Source organism: Kluyvera sp. Awk 3, from assembly GCF_028069715.1.
Taxonomy (GTDB): domain Bacteria; phylum Pseudomonadota; class Gammaproteobacteria; order Enterobacterales; family Enterobacteriaceae; genus Kluyvera; species Kluyvera georgiana_A.
On the sequence record NZ_JANEWH010000099.1, the window covers coordinates 1 to 17429 of the forward strand.

Annotated in this window: 18 protein-coding genes and 1 riboswitch; of the genes, 10 read left to right on the top strand and 8 right to left on the bottom strand. The window is 57.2% G+C overall.

From position 1 onward, the window contains the following. Window positions 1-541: 541 nt before the first annotated feature. Both purH and purD read left to right on the top strand, forming a co-directional pair. Window positions 542-2131, top strand: coding sequence for a bifunctional phosphoribosylaminoimidazolecarboxamide formyltransferase/IMP cyclohydrolase (purH, locus tag NNN71_RS17925; protein WP_271459032.1), 1590 nt, complete (start codon window positions 542-544; stop codon window positions 2129-2131). A 15-nt stretch (window positions 2132-2146) separates the two neighbouring features. Then, a complete protein-coding gene (purD, locus tag NNN71_RS17930; protein ID WP_271459033.1) occupies window positions 2147-3436 on the top strand; it encodes a phosphoribosylamine--glycine ligase in 1290 nt (429 codons plus the stop codon). Here purD and zraR read toward each other — a convergent pair. Then, the gene (gene zraR, locus NNN71_RS17935; RefSeq protein WP_271459034.1) at window positions 3433-4764 is read right to left on the bottom strand and encodes a sigma-54-dependent response regulator transcription factor ZraR; all 1332 of its coding nucleotides are present in this window, start codon (window positions 4762-4764) and stop codon (window positions 3433-3435) included. The two genes, purD and zraR, sit on opposite strands and share 4 nt — an antisense overlap. Then, complete coding sequence (gene zraS / locus NNN71_RS17940; RefSeq protein ID WP_271459035.1) at window positions 4761-6140, bottom strand: two-component system sensor histidine kinase ZraS; 1380 nt, start codon at window positions 6138-6140, stop codon at window positions 4761-4763. Before zraS ends, zraR begins: the two co-directional genes overlap by 4 nt. A 249-nt stretch (window positions 6141-6389) precedes the next feature. Here zraS and zraP point away from each other — a divergent pair, with 249 nt between their 5' ends. Next, entirely contained in the window at window positions 6390-6824 is a 435-nt protein-coding gene (gene zraP / locus NNN71_RS17945) for a zinc resistance sensor/chaperone ZraP (RefSeq protein ID WP_271459036.1), read from the top strand. A 3-nt stretch (window positions 6825-6827) separates the two neighbouring features. On the opposite strand, the gene NNN71_RS17950 is transcribed toward zraP, so the two are convergent. From NNN71_RS17950 to nudC, 6 genes are all read right to left on the bottom strand, one after another. Further along, entirely contained in the window at window positions 6828-7520 is a 693-nt protein-coding gene (locus tag NNN71_RS17950; RefSeq protein ID WP_163449391.1) for a DUF1481 domain-containing protein, read from the bottom strand. Between the two features lie 12 nt (window positions 7521-7532). After that, complete coding sequence (gene hupA / locus NNN71_RS17955; protein WP_001044509.1) at window positions 7533-7805, bottom strand: nucleoid-associated protein HU-alpha; 273 nt, start codon at window positions 7803-7805, stop codon at window positions 7533-7535. Window positions 7806-7991: 186 nt separating this feature from the next. After that, the gene (locus NNN71_RS17960) at window positions 7992-8582 is read right to left on the bottom strand and encodes a YjaG family protein (protein ID WP_065358223.1); all 591 of its coding nucleotides are present in this window, start codon (window positions 8580-8582) and stop codon (window positions 7992-7994) included. 33 nt (window positions 8583-8615) lie between these two features. After that, window positions 8616-9296 carry a deoxyribonuclease V gene (gene nfi, locus NNN71_RS17965; RefSeq protein WP_271459037.1) on the bottom strand — a complete coding sequence of 227 codons (681 nt, stop codon included), beginning with the start codon at window positions 9294-9296 and terminating at the stop codon, window positions 8616-8618. After that, a complete protein-coding gene (gene hemE / locus NNN71_RS17970) occupies window positions 9296-10360 on the bottom strand; it encodes a uroporphyrinogen decarboxylase (RefSeq protein ID WP_163449383.1) in 1065 nt (354 codons plus the stop codon). Before hemE ends, nfi begins: the two co-directional genes overlap by 1 nt. A gap of 40 nt (window positions 10361-10400) precedes the next feature. Further along, window positions 10401-11174: an NAD(+) diphosphatase gene (gene nudC, locus NNN71_RS17975; RefSeq protein WP_163449382.1), complete on the bottom strand. Its 774-nt coding sequence runs from the start codon at window positions 11172-11174 to the stop codon at window positions 10401-10403. A gap of 97 nt (window positions 11175-11271) precedes the next feature. On the opposite strand from nudC, the gene NNN71_RS17980 reads away from it, so the two are divergent. From NNN71_RS17980 to thiH, 7 genes are all read left to right on the top strand, one after another. After that, window positions 11272-11757 carry an Rsd/AlgQ family anti-sigma factor gene (locus NNN71_RS17980; RefSeq protein WP_064546558.1) on the top strand — a complete coding sequence of 162 codons (486 nt, stop codon included), beginning with the start codon at window positions 11272-11274 and terminating at the stop codon, window positions 11755-11757. Window positions 11758-11808: 51 nt separating this feature from the next. Continuing rightward, window positions 11809-11918, top strand: a riboswitch (TPP riboswitch). Window positions 11919-12004: 86 nt separating this feature from the next. Beyond that, window positions 12005-13903, top strand: a complete 1899-nt coding sequence (thiC, locus tag NNN71_RS17985; RefSeq protein ID WP_271459038.1) for a phosphomethylpyrimidine synthase ThiC — start codon at window positions 12005-12007, stop codon at window positions 13901-13903. After that, window positions 13903-14538 (top strand): thiamine phosphate synthase, encoded by a 636-nt coding sequence (thiE, locus tag NNN71_RS17990; protein ID WP_271459039.1) that lies wholly within the window; start codon window positions 13903-13905, stop codon window positions 14536-14538. The genes thiC and thiE overlap by 1 nt, the downstream gene beginning before the upstream one ends. Then, on the top strand, window positions 14531-15289 hold the full coding sequence (gene thiF, locus NNN71_RS17995; RefSeq protein ID WP_197398352.1) for a thiazole biosynthesis adenylyltransferase ThiF: 759 nt from the start codon (window positions 14531-14533) through the stop codon (window positions 15287-15289). The genes thiE and thiF overlap by 8 nt, the downstream gene beginning before the upstream one ends. After that, window positions 15270-15470 (top strand): sulfur carrier protein ThiS, encoded by a 201-nt coding sequence (gene thiS / locus NNN71_RS18000; protein WP_001166845.1) that lies wholly within the window; start codon window positions 15270-15272, stop codon window positions 15468-15470. Before thiF ends, thiS begins: the two co-directional genes overlap by 20 nt. 1 nt (window position 15471) lies before the next feature. Beyond that, window positions 15472-16242 (top strand): thiazole synthase, encoded by a 771-nt coding sequence (gene thiG / locus NNN71_RS18005; RefSeq protein ID WP_271459040.1) that lies wholly within the window; start codon window positions 15472-15474, stop codon window positions 16240-16242. Then, entirely contained in the window at window positions 16239-17369 is a 1131-nt protein-coding gene (gene thiH / locus NNN71_RS18010) for a 2-iminoacetate synthase ThiH (RefSeq protein ID WP_163449378.1), read from the top strand. The genes thiG and thiH overlap by 4 nt, the downstream gene beginning before the upstream one ends. Window positions 17370-17429 lie beyond the last annotated feature (60 nt).

Consider the following 17429-nt stretch of genomic DNA (forward strand, 5'->3'; position numbering starts at 1 on the left):
ACGTTAAGAATCCGTATCTTCGAGTGCCCACACAGATTGTCTGATAAATTGTTAAAGAGCAGTTGCGACGCGCTTTAGCGCTCTGTCGCGAGGTGGCGTATATTACGCTTTCCTCTTTCAGAGTCAACCCTCATTTTCAGGTTTTTCTCTTCAACCGAACCAGCTACTTAGTGTGAAGTGATTCACATCCGCCGTGTCGATGGAGGCGCATTATAGGGAGTTTCCTCGGGGCCGCAACCCTTAAATTGCAGAAAAATGACTGACTGCTGCATTCCACAGCAGAACCCGGCTTTATACCCATTTACACACAGAGTTATCCACAAAAATAAGGATCTCTTGCGATCATCACTTCGTTTTACCCCTCGTCTATAACGCTGAAATTATCGAATTAAGGGAAAGAGAAAAATTCGCGAGCGTTGCGCAAACGTTTTCGTTACAATGCCCCCGCAAAACAAGGATGCCCCATAAGGGGCGTTAGCTGAGTTTTTAGCCAAGAATTCACCTAACGCTCTCTGTAATAGTCAAATCCAGGGGATTTACCATGCAACAACGTCGTCCAGTCCGCCGCGCTCTGCTCAGTGTTTCTGACAAGGCCGGTATCATCGAATTCGCTCAGGCACTTTCCGCACGCGGTGTGGAGCTGCTGTCAACGGGTGGCACCGCGCGCCTGTTAGCGGAGAAAGGTCTGCCAGTGACCGAAGTTTCCGATTACACCGGTTTCCCGGAAATGATGGATGGACGCGTAAAGACCCTGCATCCAAAAGTACACGGCGGCATCCTCGGTCGTCGCGGCCAGGACGATGCCATTATGGAACAGCACCACATCGCCCCTATCGATATGGTTGTCGTTAACCTGTATCCGTTCGCCGAGACTGTGGCCCGTGAAGGCTGCTCGCTGGAAGATGCGGTAGAGAACATTGATATCGGCGGCCCGACCATGGTGCGCTCCGCCGCGAAGAACCATAAAGACGTGGCCATCGTGGTGAAGAGCAGCGACTACGACGCCATTATTAAAGAGATGGATGCTAACGAAGGCTCTCTGACCCTCGACACCCGTTTCGATCTCGCGATTAAAGCCTTCGAACACACCGCCGCCTACGACAGCATGATCGCCAACTACTTCGGCAGCATGGTTCCGGCCTACCACGGTGAAAGCAAAGAAGTCGCCGGTCGCTTCCCGCGTACGCTGAACCTGAACTTCATTAAGAAGCAGGATATGCGCTACGGCGAGAACAGCCACCAGCAGGCTGCCTTCTATATAGAAGAGAATGTGAAAGAAGCATCCGTTGCCACTGCACAACAGGTGCAGGGCAAAGCGCTTTCCTACAACAACATCGCTGATACCGACGCAGCGCTGGAGTGCGTGAAAGAGTTCAACGAGCCGGCCTGCGTGATCGTCAAGCATGCCAACCCGTGCGGCGTGGCGGTAAGTACCTCGATTCTCGACGCTTACGACCGCGCATACAAAACCGACCCGACCTCCGCGTTCGGCGGCATCATCGCATTCAACCGCGAGCTGGATGCCGAAACCGCGCAGGCCATCATCTCCCGCCAGTTCGTGGAAGTGATCATCGCCCCATCGGCTACCGAAGAAGCACTGAAGATCACCGCCGCCAAACAGAACGTCCGTGTTCTGACCTGCGGTCAGTGGGCAAGCCGCGTTCCGGGCCTGGATTTCAAACGCGTTAACGGCGGCCTGCTGGTTCAGGACAGGGATCTGGGTATGGTGAGCGAAGCTGAACTGCGCGTGGTTTCCAAACGCCAGCCGACCGAGCAGGAACTGCGCGATGCGCTGTTCTGCTGGAAAGTGGCGAAGTTCGTGAAATCCAACGCCATTGTGTATGCCAAAGAGAACATGACTATCGGCATAGGCGCAGGCCAGATGAGCCGCGTGTACTCCGCCAAAATCGCTGGCATTAAAGCCGCTGACGAAGGTCTGGAAGTGAAAGGTTCAGCCATGGCTTCCGACGCGTTCTTCCCGTTCCGTGACGGTATTGATGCCGCTGCCGCTGTCGGCGTGAGCTGCGTTATCCAGCCTGGCGGTTCGATTCGCGACGAAGAAGTGATTGCCGCCGCCGACGAACACGGCATTGCGATGATCTTCACCGACATGCGCCACTTCCGCCATTAATTCAGGGAGCAGACGATGAAAGTTTTAGTCATTGGTAACGGCGGGCGCGAACACGCGCTAGCCTGGAAAGCCGCACAGTCCCCGCTGGTTGATACCGTTTTTGTCGCACCGGGCAACGCGGGCACCGCGCTGGAACCCGCGCTGCAAAACGTGGCTATCGGCGTAACCGATATCCCGGCGCTGCTGAGCTTTGCCCAGAACGAGAAAATTGACCTGACCATCGTTGGCCCGGAAGCGCCGCTGGTGATTGGCGTGGTCGATGCGTTCCGCGCCGCAGGTCTGAAGATCTTTGGCCCAACCGAAGGTGCCGCACAGTTGGAAGGCTCCAAAGCCTTCACCAAAGATTTCCTCGCCCGTCATCATATCCCGACGGCGGAGTATCAGAACTTTACCGAGGTTGAGCCTGCCCTGGCTTACCTGCGCGAGAAAGGCGCACCGATCGTCATCAAGGCCGATGGTCTGGCTGCGGGTAAAGGCGTTATCGTCGCAATGACGCTCGAAGAAGCCGAAGCCGCCGTGCAGGACATGCTGGCGGGTAACGCCTTTGGCGATGCGGGCCACCGCATCGTGATTGAAGAGTTCCTCGACGGCGAAGAAGCGAGCTTTATCGTAATGGTCGACGGCGAGCACGTGCTGCCGATGGCCACCAGCCAGGACCACAAACGCGTGGGCAACGGCGATACCGGCCCGAACACCGGCGGTATGGGGGCTTACTCTCCGGCGCCGGTGGTGACTGATGAAGTGCATCAGCGCACCATGGAACGCATCATCTGGCCAACCGTGAAAGGCATGGCGGCGGAAGGTAACACGTACACCGGCTTCCTGTATGCGGGTCTGATGATCGACAAGCAGGGTAATCCGAAGGTTATCGAGTTCAACTGCCGCTTCGGCGATCCGGAAACCCAGCCAATCATGCTGCGCATGAAGTCGGACCTGGTGGATCTTTGCCTCGCCGCCTGCGAAGGCAAGCTGGATGAGAAAACCTCCGAGTGGGACGAGCGCGCTTCATTAGGCGTGGTGATCGCCGCGGGCGGTTATCCGGGCAGCTACAACACCGGCGATGAGATCCACGGCCTGCCGCTGGAATCTTCAACGGAGGGTAAGGTCTTCCACGCTGGCACCAAACTCGCTGACGATGACCGTGTGCTGACCAGCGGCGGCCGCGTACTGTGCGCGACCGCCCTGGGTCATACCGTGGCTGAGGCGCAGAAACGCGCTTACGCCCTGATGACCGACATCCGCTGGGACGGCAGCTTCAGCCGTAACGACATCGGCTGGCGCGCCATCGAGCGTGAGCAAAACTAACGGCTGAGTTTAGCCAGCAGCGTTTTGCGCGTAATGCCCAATTGACGGGCGGCTTCCGTTTTGTTGCCGCCCGTTTTTTCCAGCGCCGCCAGAATCACCTCTTTCTCCACTTCCACCAGCGGTTGAATCACATCATCGGATGATGAGGAAGCATTCAGCAACGTACCGACAATCGCCAGCGGTAGCTCGCGCTCGGATATATACTCTCCCGTGAGCAGTACCACCGCCCGCTCCACCGCATTTTCCAGCTCGCGAATATTGCCCGGCCAGTCGTAATGGATCAGCAGAGCCATCGCCTGCGGGGTAAATCCCTGTATCGTTTTGCGGTTACGTTCGCCGTAACGCTGGAGAAAATAGTGCGCGAGCGACGGGATATCTTCACGACGCTGACGCAGCGGCGGCATTTCGATGGTGACCACGTTCAGACGGTAGTAGAGATCCTGACGGAAGCGTCCGGCGCTGACCTCTTCGGCCAAATCTCGATGGGTAGCAGCAATCAGTCGCACATCAACCGACACGGTCTGATTGCTGCCCACACGCTGCACCTCACGTTCCTGAATCGCCCGCAGCAGACGCACCTGCATCAGCGGCGAAATATCGCCAATTTCATCGAGGAATAAAGTGCCGCCATCCGCTTCGACAAAACGCCCTTCCCGACGTTTATCCGCGCCGGTAAACGCGCCTTTCTCGTGACCGAACAGCTCGGACTCCAGCAGAGACTCATTGAGCGCCGCACAGTTTAGCGTGACCAGCGGCTTATCGCTGCGCGCGCTGCTGGCGTGAAGCGCGCGGGCAACCAGTTCTTTCCCGGTCCCCGATTCACCGTGGATTAAGACGGTCGCATCCGAAGGCGCTACCAGCGCAATCTCATTAAGCAACGCTTGCATCGCCGGGTTGTCGCCCACCATGCCAAACGTCGCCGCCGGGGTCATCGTGAGACCGCCTTCCGATTGCCGGGTATGCGCCAGCGCATCAGCCAGCGTCTGCTGCAGGCTATCAAAATCAAGCGGCTTCACCAGGTAATCCAGCGCGCCGGATTTTAGCGCCTCCACCGCCGTTCCCACGCTGGAGTAGGCGGTCATGATCAGCACCGGAATCGACGGGTTGCAAGCCTTGATCTCTTTTAGCGTGGCAATCCCATCCATCTCCGCCATGCGGATATCGCAAAGCACCAGGTCAAACACCTGCTGACGTACCTGCTCCAGCGCCTGCAGTCCGTTATAAGCCACCGACACCTCATAGCCCCAGCCCCGCAGTAACGCCTGTAAGATAGTGCAGTGGCTGATGTCGTCATCCACCACCAGAATCGTGACCTTTTCCGCCATCATCCTTGTTCATCCTTCTGTTGCCCATCGATCGGCAGAGTGAGGGTAAAGGTCGCCCCCTTGCCGGGTGAACTCTCAACCTGAATGGTCCCGCCATGCTGCTCAACGATATTCTGCACCACCGCCAGCCCCAGCCCGGTACCGTCAGCCTTGGTCGTGAAGTACGGGGTGAAGATGGCCTGTTTTTGCTCTTCCGTCATCCCTTTACCGCTGTCGGTTACGCTCAGCTTAATGCTTCCCTCTCCTGCCTCGTTTACCGCGACCGTAATCTCCCCATCACGGCCAATCGCCTGGATAGCGTTAAGGTAGAGATTTAGCAGTACCTGATTCAGGCGATCTGGGTCCGCCTGAATCCTCCGTAGCGCCGGCCTGGCGGTAAAATGCAGCTGAATATCCCGACCTGATGCATCCTGACTCACCAACTGAAGCGAATGGGCAATAACCTCGTTGAGATCCACGGGCTGCCATTTTAAATGCGCCGGACGTACCAGCTCCAGCAGTTCACTCACCACCCTATTCAGTCGATCGGCCTCTTTCGCCATTACCTGCGCCAGCGCGTAAGCCTCACCACCTGGTGGAGTACGTTCGGCAAAATATTTCGCCAGACCTTTAATCGAGGAGAGCGGATTACGGATTTCATGCGCCACGCCGGCGGCCAGATGGCCCAGCGCCACCAGTTTCTCCCGGCGATGCGTCGCTTCCAGCAGTTGTCGGCGCGAACGCTGATAGCGCCGGAACCAGAACTGAGCAAGCAATGTGGCAACCATGACTAACAGAGCGGCAAACAGCATAACCACCATATTGCGCTGCGCACGAGCCTGCTCGGCGTCCATTTCCCGGCTATCAAACGCGATAAAGATAACCTGCGGCGTATCGACAACGTCACGGCGCATCATCATGCGCATATGGTGACCGCGAGTCGCGTCCAGAGGGCGAAACTGGCGATAGATTTCCAGCGCCGGTTCCGGCGTCCCGGTACGTCGCCAGCGCTCTTTGTCGCTGACCTGAAGCGCACGCATCTCGTCCGGCTGATACAGCGTTTTCCCCACCTGTTGTGGATCACTATGCGCAATCACCTTCCCCTGCTCATCGGTGACGGCAAACCACAAAACGCCAGGCTGCCAGGCCATCTCCTCCAGCATGGACTGAAGCTGAGCGTGATGCATACGCATACCCATTCCGGCGCGCGTACCAGACTCCAGCGCGCTAACCAGCACGCGCCCCTGCTCGTGGAGCGCCTGCTGTGCGGCGGCGTTTTCGCGGCCATAGTCGCGGACGATCAGCGCAGAGAACAAACACACCAACAGCAAAATCACGCCAGTCAGCAGCCAGCTCAAATAAGACGCGACCGAGTCCTTTCGTAATCGTATGACGCTCATGGGGTTTCCTTCTTTTTGTCTTTGCATTCCTTCAGCAGAAATCATGCCAGCTTTCCCCGCCCGGAACCCGGCCTGCGAGCACAAATGCCCGGACAAAACGAGTAAAAATGACTCACCTGGGTAGTACGAGCGCGTCATTTTTACTCGCTTCTCGCGCCGCGTATCGCCCAGCGCCGCGATTTTCGCGGCTCGGGAAGCTGGCACAGAAGATGCAATAGCTAAGGTGACCACACTACAGGAGAATCCACCATGAAACGGAACAACAATTTAGCTTTTGCACTACTGACTTTTGCGGCGTTGACCTTCACTAGCGGCGCCGCGCTGGCTGGCCCGCATCATTGGGGGAATAACAGCGGCAACATCGGCGGTTACAGCCAGTTAACTGATGCCCAGCAGGCCACCGCACAGAAGCTGCACAATGACTTCTACAACCAGACCAGCGCGCTGCGCCAACAGCTCACCTCTAAACGCTATGAATACAATGCGCTGCTTACCGCCGATAAGCCAGACAGCGCGAAAATTGAGGGCGTAGCGCAGGAGATAGAGACGTTACAGCAGAAGCTGGATCAGCAGCGGGTGAAGTTTGATGTCGCCCTGGCACAGGCCGGCATTCCCCGCCACGGGGGTATGGGAATCGGCTGCCAGGGGGGGAACGGACACATGGGCGGCATGCACCGCTGGTAACGCTTAGAAGTTTTTTTCCGTCGGCTGCCAGGTGCAGTAGTCTTCATTCGCCACCAGCAGCAGCTGGGAGCCTTCCGGGGCTTCCAGCCAGGCGATACTGACTTCAGCAGAAGAACGGCTCTGACGGCTGGCGATATGCCCTAACGCGCGGGCGTCGAAATCCGGTTTCACCGTTTCGCCTTCGCAGGTCGTTACCGACTGATCGGCGTGCCAGCGCCCCTGTCGCAGCACAACTTTCCCCAAACGCAGCGCATCGCTGGTCTGGCGAATCTGTTCGGCGCGATAGCGATAAAGCGCGACCTGGTCGCTGGAGAGCTGCTGTTTTTGCCCATCCATCTCACGCTGCATAAAGCTCAGTTCGCCGTTGCGATCGAAACGGGCGCGGATGTGTTCGGTGGGTTTGCCGTAGATATTCAGTTCGATCAGTTGCAGTTGATCGTTCTGCCAGCGGTATTCGCTGGTTGAAGTGCTACCGCTATGCCACGGACTAAAGGTGGCCAGCAGGTGTGTCTCGCCGCCGCTATCTTTACGCCAGATGCGCACCGCGCCCTGCGTGTCAGCATAGCCGCTGGCGGTAAACGGAGGCAGTTCGCTGTTATGGCTACAGGCGGTAAGCAATAAGATACCCGCCAGCCCCGAAAAGCGACGCCAGATGAACGAAAGGGGCGAAACCGCCCCTTCTTTAAAACTGTTCACTGCCACGCAGTCTTACTTAACAGCGTCTTTCAGTGCTTTACCAGAAACAAATGCCGGCACGTTAGCAGCGGCGATTTTGATTTCTTTACCGGTCTGCGGGTTGCGGCCAGTACGCTCAGCGCGGTGGTTCACTTTGAAGGTACCGAAACCAACCAGCTGTACAGCATCGCCTTCTTTCAGAGACTCAGTAATAGCAGCCAGGGTGGATTCCAGCGCTGCTTTAGCCTGGGTTTTAGACAGTTCAGCCTTGTCCGCAATTACATCAATCAGTTGAGTCTTGTTCATAAGTTATCCTTACAATGTGTTTATCGCTTGCTAAGCATCGAGTGCGACGAAAATGCCAGAAAAGCACTCTCCTGCATACACGCACCGATAGCCACTTTTTTTCGCCCTCCAAATGTAGACCAGACGGGGGGCAGATGTGAAGCCTTCAGGCGTGACAATTCAGGCGGTAAATCACGTTTTATTGTCTCATTGCTGAAAAATTATACCAATATTGCTTTCTGCGGCCTCGCGGAGGTCTGCGCGTAGCCCTTTAATCAGTTCAATATCGCGTTCTTCACACTCGGCTAAAAGGCGGAAAATCTCCCACTGAATGTCCCATTCTTGCTCTACCGCGGGATTCAAACGCAGCTCTTCGTCGGTCATTTCACGACCAGCCTGGGTCATTTCTAACATCGCAACGGTGGTAATAGAACTCTTACTGACTTCGATCGCGTGTTCGAGGGTTTCGCCGCTCAAACGCGAATGTATTAATTCGCTCAATGCAACGCAGGCATCGATCGCCGGATAAACACCGTACATGTCGTAATCGTCCGCCGCCGGGATCGCCTCTTCCAACTTTTCCAACTGGCTGTCGAAGTTCACCTTCGCGTCTTTGACCGTCAGCGTTTCCCAGATGAGGTCAAGAATGCGTCGGTACAACTGTGGCTCGCCAAACTCCGCCTCTTTGCAGAACATGGCGTAGTTTGGATACATGCGTTCACACAGACAGGCCATAAAGGTGACGTGCTGCCAGCTTTCCAGCTTCTCCAGACGCAGATGAATCGGGTTTTGTAACATGATGAGTTCTCAAATACGGAAATTAGCGGCAGTTTACCTGATATGGGGCATTTTTGCTGCAAGCCGCGTAAAAGCCGGCCGCTCGGATGCCACCGCATCCGCCCAGCGCGTCGGTTCCGGCAGGCGATAACCCTTAGTGCAGCGCTGTACCCAACCCAAAGCGCTCTTCAGACTGACGCGATGGCCCGTAGAGATAAACAGTGGGTTACAGCGCGCTTTACTGCGCCAGACCCACGCCAGCTGTTCGTCTTTGTCCATCAGCGGCGCCAGCGCGCCCACCTCTGAAGAAGGCAGTTCGTACTTACCGCACAGGCGTTTTTTCGCCACACCGATTGTCGGCACGTCCACCAGCAGACCAAAATGGCTGGCTACGCCAAGACGGCGCGGGTGGGAAATACCGTGGCCATCGACAAACAGCAGATCCGGCTTGTGCGAAAGCTGCTGCCAGGCGGCCATCAGCGCCGGGGTTTCACGAAACGAGAGGAAACCCGGGATGTAGGGCATGGTGGTGGCGATGCGCGCCACCTGATACTCCACCAGCTCAAGCGTAGGGTATTTCAACAGCACCATCGCCGCGCGCGTTACTTCACCGCCCTGCTCAAAGCCAACGTCAGCCCCGCCGATCAGATCCGGCGGATCGCTAATAAAACGATCGTCACGAATCACCGATGACGCTAATTCCAGCTGCTGCGCGCGCAGCGAGGCGAGATCCATTAGCGGTGGTACTGCGCCGACAGACGGTGTACCGCCTCGACAAAGACGCCCGCATGTTCCGGCGGCACGTCCTGATGAATACCGTGGCCGAGGTTGAAGACATGGCCTTCGCCCTGACCAAAACCGGCCAGAATCGTCGCCACTTCTTCCTCAATGCGCGACGCCGGAGCGTACAGCATGGACGGGTCCATATTGCCTTGCAGAGCCACCTTATGGCCCACGCGACGACGTGCGTCGGCGATATCGGTGGTCCAGTCAAGCCCCAGCGCGTCGCAGCCGGTTTCCGCCATCGCTTCCAGCCACTGCCCACCGCCTTTGGTGAACAACGTTACCGGTACGCGACGACCGTCGTTCTCACGCAGCAGGCCATCGACGATTTTATGCATGTAGTACAGGGAGAACTGCTGGTAATCGCGGCCAGTGAGCACGCCGCCCCAGGTGTCGAAAATCATCACCGACTGCGCGCCCGCTTTAATCTGCGCGTTCAGATACAGCGTGACGCTCTGCGCCAGCTTATCAAGCAGCAGATGCAGCGCTTTAGGGTCGGCATACATCATCTTTTTAATCACGGTGAAGGCCTTGCTGCTGCCGCCTTCGACCATGTAGGTTGCCAGCGTCCACGGGCTGCCGGAGAAACCGATCAACGGCACTTCACCCTTCAGCTCGCGGCGGATGGTCCGCACCGCATTCATCACGTAGCCCAGTTCACCTTCTGGATCCGGAATCGGCAGTTTTTCAACGTCGGCTTTGGTCGTAATTAGCGAGGTAAAACGCGGGCCTTCTCCGGCTTCGAAGTACAGCCCCAGCCCCATCGCATCGGGAATAGTCAGGATATCCGAGAACAAGATCGCCGCATCGAGCGGATAGCGGCGCAGCGGCTGCAGCGTCACCTCACAGGCCAGCTCGGCGTTTTTGCACAGCGACATAAAATCGCCGGCCTGGGCGCGGGTCGCTTTGTACTCCGGTAAATAGCGGCCTGCCTGGCGCATCATCCATACCGGGGTGACGTCTACGGGCTGGCGCAGCAGCGCACGCAGGTAACGATCGTTCTTCAGTTCGCTCATTTTCACATTCCTTTAGCGTTGATGCGCCTATTGTAACATGTCAGTCGTAATCAGCCCGACACATTGCCACAGTATCTTCGATCAGGCGACGCGCGACGGTTCCCGGCGGCGGTAGAAGCGGTAGATCGTCATAGCGATACCAGTTAGCGTTAAGCAGCTCTTTCGGATCGATGACGATATCGCCGCTGTCGTACTCCGCCATAAACGCCGTCATCAGCGACTGCGGGAACGGCCACGGCTGCGAAGTAATATAGCGCAGGTTTTTCACCTTAATGCCGCTCTCTTCCATCACCTCACGCGCGACCGCTTGCTCTAAGGTTTCCCCCACTTCGACAAAACCGGCCAGCACGGTATGCACGCCGTTGCGGTGGCGAACATGCTGGGCCAGCAGGATGGAATCCTCACGGCGGATCGCGACGATAATGCAAGGGGCAATTTGCGGATAGTAACGTTCGCGACAGTGGCTGCACAGCATCGCCCACTCGGTTTTACTCGGATGCATGGTGTGGCCGCAGTAGCCGCAGAACTTATGCGAGCGATAAAACTCAGCCAGCTGTACGCCGCGTCCGGCGAGTTGAAACAGCCCCACATCCTGGTCGAGCACCTGGCGCACGGTGCCCATATCATGGCGGCGTTGCTGCTGTACCAACCAGACAGGAGAGCCTTCCCACTCGCCAATCTGGAGTGCGCGCTGGCCCACAAGATCGAAATTTACCGCTTCGCCAATTGGTATTTCCCCACCGGGCAACCATAATTTTTGTTCGTGGCTGACGATCCACCAGCCGCGATCCGATTTTTCAATAATACGATCCATATCTCTTGCGCTACCTTTGCTTCACAGGCATGTTATTAACATTATTATTACATAATGACGTGAGCAGATTTTAATCTTATCGATGCGGGGTCAACCTATGTTAAACCAGTTAGAAAGTCTAAAAGAGCGAATTCATGGACACCACAGACTGGTCGACCGTTGGCTGAATATTCGTAAGCACCTGCTCGTGGCTTACTACAATCTGGTTGGCCTTAAGCCTGGCAAAGAATCATTTATGCGTCTTAATGAAAAGGCGCTTGATGACTTTTGTCAGCGGCTGGTCGACTACCTTTCTGCCGGTCATTTCAGTATTTATGAACGTATTATCCATAAAATGGAAGGCAACAGTCCGCTTTTAAACGCCAGCAAAATCTGGCCGCTGCTGGACGCCAATACCCAACAAATTATGGACTACTACGACTCTGCGCTGGAGAACGCTATCGACCAGGATAACGTGTATGCGTTTCAGCAGGCGCTGTCCGATATTGGTGAAGCGCTGGAAGCCCGTTTTCTATTAGAGGATCAGCTCATCATGCTGACCTTCGAGGCCCTCGGCCAGGATGAAATAAAACGCCCGGCTTGAGATTTGCCGCATTAACGAGTAGTTTACAATCATTACCTCTAAGATAGAGGTTACTTCTTGTCGGAGTGCCTGGTGCGCAAGCACGGGCTGAGACCGTTAATTCGGGATCCGCGGAACCTGATCAGGTTAAGACCTGCGAAGGGAACAAGAGTAATTCAGCTTTATGCTGCTGCCTTTACGGGCGGCGCACATCCATTACTCCATCCGTCGTCTGACAAGCCACGTCCTTACTTTTTTGGAATGAGCTATGTCTGTCACTACTAAACCATCACGCCGCGAACAACGCGCCCAGGCGCAACACTTTATCAATACGCTGGAAGGGGCCGCCTTTCCTGAGTCAAAACGCATCTATATCACCGGTTCACGGCCGGATATCCGCATTCCGATGCGCGAGATCCAACTGAGCCCAACGCTGATTGGCGGCAGTAAAGACAACCCGCAGTTTGAAGAGAACGAAGCCGTGCCGGTGTACGACACCTCCGGCCCGTATGGCGATCCTGAGGTGGCGATTAACGTCCAGCAGGGGCTGGCGAAACTGCGCCAGCCGTGGATTGACGCACGTAACGATAGCGAAGAACTAGACGACCGTAGCTCGGCTTACACCAAAGAACGTCTGGCCGACGATGGCCTGGACGATCTGCGTTTTACCGGCCTGCTGACGCCGAAACGCGCCAAAGCGGGCAAGCGCGTCACCCAGTTACACTACGCCCGCCAGGGGATCGTCACTCCCGAAATGGAGTTCATCGCCATCCGTGAAAACATGGGCCGCGAGCGCATTCGCAGTGAAGTGCTGCGCCACCAGCATCCGGGGATGAGCTTTGGCGCGCGCCTGCCGGAAAACATTACGCCGGAATTCGTGCGTGATGAAGTCGCCGCGGGCCGCGCGATTATCCCTGCCAACATCAACCACCCGGAATCCGAGCCGATGATCATCGGTCGTAACTTCCTGGTGAAGGTTAACGCGAACATCGGCAACTCTGCCGTCACCTCCTCTATCGAAGAAGAGGTAGAAAAACTGGTGTGGTCAACGCGCTGGGGCGCAGACACGGTGATGGATCTCTCCACCGGCCGCTATATCCACGAAACCCGCGAATGGATCCTGCGTAACAGCCCGGTACCGATCGGCACCGTCCCGATCTACCAGGCGCTGGAGAAGGTCAACGGGATCGCCGAAGACCTTACCTGGGAAGCGTTCCGCGACACGCTGCTGGAGCAGGCTGAACAGGGCGTCGACTACTTCACCATTCACGCGGGCGTGCTGCTGCGCTACGTGCCAATGACCGCCAAACGCCTGACCGGGATTGTCTCGCGCGGCGGTTCTATCATGGCAAAGTGGTGTCTCTCCCATCACAAAGAGAACTTCCTGTTCGAACATTTCCGCGAGATTTGTGAAATCTGCGCCGCCTACGACGTTTCCCTGTCGCTGGGCGACGGCCTGCGTCCCGGCTCCATTCAGGACGCCAACGACGAAGCGCAGTTCTCCGAGCTGCATACGCTGGGCGAATTGACCAAAATCGCCTGGGAATACGACGTGCAGGTGATGATTGAAGGCCCGGGCCACGTGCCGATGCATATGATTCAGCGCAACATGACCGAAGAGCTGGAGAGCTGCCACGAAGCGCCGTTCTACACCTTAGGGCCGTTGACCACCGATATCGCGCCGGGCTATGACCACTTCACCTCCGGGATCGGTGCCGCGATGATCGGCTGGTTTGGCTGCGCGATGCTGTGTTATGTGACGCCGAAAGAGCACCTCGGCCTGCCGAACAAAGAAGATGTGAAGCAAGGGCTGATTACCTACAAGATTGCCGCCCACGCCGCTGACTTAGCGAAAGGCCATCCGGGCGCGCAGATCCGCGATAACGCCATGTCGAAAGCGCGCTTCGAATTCCGCTGGGAAGACCAGTTTAACCTCGCGCTCGACCCGTTCACCGCCCGTGCCTACCACGATGAAACCCTGCCACAGGAGTCCGGTAAGGTCGCTCACTTCTGTTCCATGTGCGGGCCGAAGTTCTGCTCGATGAAAATCAGCCAGGAGGTCCGCGACTACGCCGCCGCACAAACCATTGAAGTCGGCATGGCGGATATGTCGGAGAACTTCCGCGCCAAAGGCGGCGAAATTTATCTCAAACGGGAGGAAGCCTGATGTATCAGCCTGATTTCCCGACCGTGCCGTTCCGCCTCGGGCTTTACCCGGTGGTGGACAGCGTTGCATGGATTGAGCGTCTACTGGAGGCGGGCGTACGCACGATCCAGTTGCGTATCAAAGATAAGCGCGATGAAGAGGTGGAAGCCGACGTTATCGCTGCCATCGAGCTGGGGCGTCGTTATGACGCCCGCCTGTTCATCAATGATTACTGGCGTCTGGCAATTAAGCACCGCGCTTACGGCGTGCATCTGGGCCAGGAAGACCTTGAAACCACCGACCTGAAAGCGATTCAGGCGGCGGGCTTACGCCTGGGCGTATCGACCCACGATGATATGGAGATAGACGTGGCGCTGGCCGCTAAGCCTTCTTATATCGCACTCGGCCACGTCTTCCCGACGCAAACCAAGCAAATGCCTTCCGCCCCGCAGGGGCTGGCGCAGTTGGCCAGTCATATTGAACGACTGGCGGATTACCCGACCGTCGCGATCGGCGGCATCAGCCTTGAACGCGCCCCAGCGGTACTGGCGACTGGCGTCGGCAGTATTGCCGTGGTTAGCGCCATTACTCAGGCCGCCGACTGGCGCGCCGCTACCGCGCAACTGCTGGCAATCGTGGGAGTCGGCGATGAATGACCGTGACTTTATGCGCTACAGCCGGCAAATCCTGCTCGGCGATATCGCCATTGAAGGCCAGCAAAAGCTGCTCGCGAGTCATGTGCTGATCGTGGGTTTAGGCGGGTTAGGTTCACCTGCCGCGCTGTATCTGGCGGGAGCAGGCATCGGCAAACTGACGCTGGTAGACGATGACGACATTCATCTGAGCAATTTGCAGCGCCAGATTCTATTTACCACCGATGATATCGCGCGTTCAAAATCTCAGGTTGCCCAGCAGCGCCTGACACAGCTCAACCCGGATATCGAACTGATATCACTCCAGCAGCGACTAAAAGGCGAGGCACTGCGGCATGCGGTAGCACGCGCCGATGTGGTGCTCGACTGTACCGATAACATGGCAACGCGCCAGGAAATTAACGCCGCCTGCGTGGCGCTCAACACTCCGTTAATTTCCGCCAGCGCCGTCGGCTTTGGCGGCCAGCTAATGGTCCTCACGCCACCGTGGGAACAAGGCTGTTACCGCTGCCTGTGGCCGGACGATGTCGAGCCTGAACGCAACTGCCGTACCGCCGGTATCGTCGGACCGGTTGTTGGCGTGATGGGCACCTTGCAGGCGCTGGAGGCGATTAAATTACTCAGCGGTATTGAGACGCCCAGCGGAGAGCTACGCCTCTTTGACGGTAAAACCAGCCAGTGGCGCAGCCTGGCGCTGCGTCGCGCCAGCGGCTGTCCGGTATGCGGAGGGCAGCATGCAAATTCAATTCAATGATGAGCCGATGCAGTGCGCCGAAGGACAAACCGTCAGCAGCCTGCTCGCTACGCTTAATCAGCTTAAACCGGGCGCGGCGTTGGCGCTCAATCAGCAGATCCTGCCGCGCGAGCAGTGGCAGCAGCAAATCGTGCAGGAAGGCGACCAGATCCTGCTTTTTCAGGTTATTGCAGGGGGTTGATATGTTACGTATTGCCGACAAAACGTTTGATTCACATCTGTTCACCGGTACCGGGAAGTTTGCTTCGTCGCAGCTGATGGTCGAGGCGATTCGCGCTTCCGGCAGCCAGTTGGTGACGCTGGCGATGAAGCGCGTGGATTTACGTCAGCACAACGACGCTATCCTGGCGCCGCTCATTGAAGCGGGCGTTACGCTGCTGCCCAATACCTCCGGGGCGAAAACTGCCGAAGAGGCAATCTTCGCCGCCCAACTGGCGCGTGAAGCGCTGGGCACAAACTGGTTGAAATTAGAAATCCACCCGGATGCCCGCTGGCTATTGCCGGACCCGATCGAAACGTTGAAAGCCGCCGAGGCGCTGGTGAAACAGGGCTTCGTGGTACTGCCTTACTGTGGCGCAGATCCGGTGCTATGCAAACGGCTGGAAGAGGTTGGCTGTTCGGCGGTGATGCCGCTCGGCGCGCCTATCGGTTCGAATCAGGGGCTGGAAACCAAAGCGATGCTGGAGATTATTATCCAGCAGTCCACCGTGCCGGTGGTGGTCGACGCCGGGATCGGCGTGCCCAGCCATGCGGCGCAGGCGCTGGAAATGGGCGCTGATGCGGTGCTGGTCAACACGGCGATTGCCGTGGCGGACGATCCGGTGATGATGGCAACCGCTTTCCGTCTGGCTGTAGAAGCGGGAGTACTGGCGCGTCAGGCGGTGCCGGGTAATCGTAGCACCTACGCCAGCGCCACCAGCCCGCTCACCGGATTTCTGGAGGCCCTGTCATGAAAACCTTCAGCGACCGTTGGCGGCAACTGGAGTGGGACGATATTCGCCTGCGCATCAATGGTAAAACCGCCGCCGACGTGGAGCGCGCGCTGAACGCCGCGCATCTTAGTCGAGACGATTTGATGGCGTTGCTCTCCCCCGCCGCCGCCGATTATCTGGAACCGATGGCGCAGCGGGCACAAAGACTGACCCGACAACGCTTTGGCAACACCGTCAGTTTCTACGTGCCGCTTTATCTCTCAAACCTCTGTGCCAACGACTGCACCTACTGCGGCTTCTCCATGAGCAACCGCATCAAACGTAAGACGTTGGATGAGGCTGAAATTGCCCGCGAGTGCGCCGCCATCCGGGCGCTGCACTTTGAGCACCTTCTGCTGGTGACCGGCGAGCACCAGAGCAAAGTGGGCATGGACTATTTCCGCCGCCATCTCCCGGCCATTCGTCGCCAGTTTTCCTCGCTCCATATGGAAGTGCAGCCGCTGGCGACCGAGGAGTATGCCGAGCTCAAGACGCTGGGGCTGGATGGCGTGATGGTGTATCAGGAGACCTATCACGAAGGGATGTATGCCCGGCATCATCTCAAGGGAAAAAAGCAGGACTTCTTCTGGCGACTCGACACCCCGGACAGGCTCGGCCAGGCCGGGATTGATAAAATCGGCCTCGGCGCGCTGATTGGCTTGTCCGATAGCTGGCGGGTTGACTGTTTTATGGTCGCTGAGCATCTGCTGTGGCTCCAGCAACGTTACTGGAAAAGCCGCTACGCCATCTCCTTCCCCCGCCTGCGGCCCTGTGCAGGTGGAATTGAACCGGCATCGCTGATGGACGAGCGTCAGTTGGTACAGACCATCTGCGCCTTCCGCTTGTTTTCGCCAGATACGGAGTTGTCGCTATCTACCCGTGAATCTCCGTGGTTCCGCGATCGCGTGATTCCGTTGGCGATCAACAACGTTAGCGCATTCTCAAAAACGCAGCCCGGCGGCTACGCCGATAATCATCCTGAGCTTGAGCAGTTTTCTCCTCACGATGGCAGGACGCCTGACGAAGTGGCCGGCGCGCTCGCCGCTCGCGGACTTCAGCCGGTATGGAAAGATTGGGACAGCTGGCTGGGGCGTGGGATCCAGCGCTAAAAGTCGTCTACACTTATTCAGGACGAGGAAATTAACCTCGTCCTATTCCTAATTATTGAC

Coding starts and splice junctions, on each gene's coding strand:
- thiE (WP_271459039.1), top strand. CDS start 13,903: ATGTATCAGCCTGATTTCCCGACCGTGCCGTTCCGCCTCGGGCTTTAC.
- zraP (WP_271459036.1), top strand. CDS start 6,390: ATGAAACGGAACAACAATTTAGCTTTTGCACTACTGACTTTTGCGGCG.
- thiG (WP_271459040.1), top strand. CDS start 15,472: ATGTTACGTATTGCCGACAAAACGTTTGATTCACATCTGTTCACCGGT.
- nfi (WP_271459037.1), bottom strand. CDS start 9,296: ATGGATCTCGCCTCGCTGCGCGCGCAGCAGCTGGAATTAGCGTCATCG.
- purD (WP_271459033.1), top strand. CDS start 2,147: ATGAAAGTTTTAGTCATTGGTAACGGCGGGCGCGAACACGCGCTAGCC.
- NNN71_RS17980 (WP_064546558.1), top strand. CDS start 11,272: ATGTTAAACCAGTTAGAAAGTCTAAAAGAGCGAATTCATGGACACCAC.
- hupA (WP_001044509.1), bottom strand. CDS start 7,805: ATGAACAAGACTCAACTGATTGATGTAATTGCGGACAAGGCTGAACTG.
- thiS (WP_001166845.1), top strand. CDS start 15,270: ATGCAAATTCAATTCAATGATGAGCCGATGCAGTGCGCCGAAGGACAA.
- nudC (WP_163449382.1), bottom strand. CDS start 11,174: ATGGATCGTATTATTGAAAAATCGGATCGCGGCTGGTGGATCGTCAGC.
- hemE (WP_163449383.1), bottom strand. CDS start 10,360: ATGAGCGAACTGAAGAACGATCGTTACCTGCGTGCGCTGCTGCGCCAG.
- zraS (WP_271459035.1), bottom strand. CDS start 6,140: ATGAGCGTCATACGATTACGAAAGGACTCGGTCGCGTCTTATTTGAGC.
- zraR (WP_271459034.1), bottom strand. CDS start 4,764: ATGATGGCGGAAAAGGTCACGATTCTGGTGGTGGATGACGACATCAGC.
- NNN71_RS17960 (WP_065358223.1), bottom strand. CDS start 8,582: ATGTTACAAAACCCGATTCATCTGCGTCTGGAGAAGCTGGAAAGCTGG.
- thiC (WP_271459038.1), top strand. CDS start 12,005: ATGTCTGTCACTACTAAACCATCACGCCGCGAACAACGCGCCCAGGCG.
- thiH (WP_163449378.1), top strand. CDS start 16,239: ATGAAAACCTTCAGCGACCGTTGGCGGCAACTGGAGTGGGACGATATT.
- purH (WP_271459032.1), top strand. CDS start 542: ATGCAACAACGTCGTCCAGTCCGCCGCGCTCTGCTCAGTGTTTCTGAC.
- thiF (WP_197398352.1), top strand. CDS start 14,531: ATGAATGACCGTGACTTTATGCGCTACAGCCGGCAAATCCTGCTCGGC.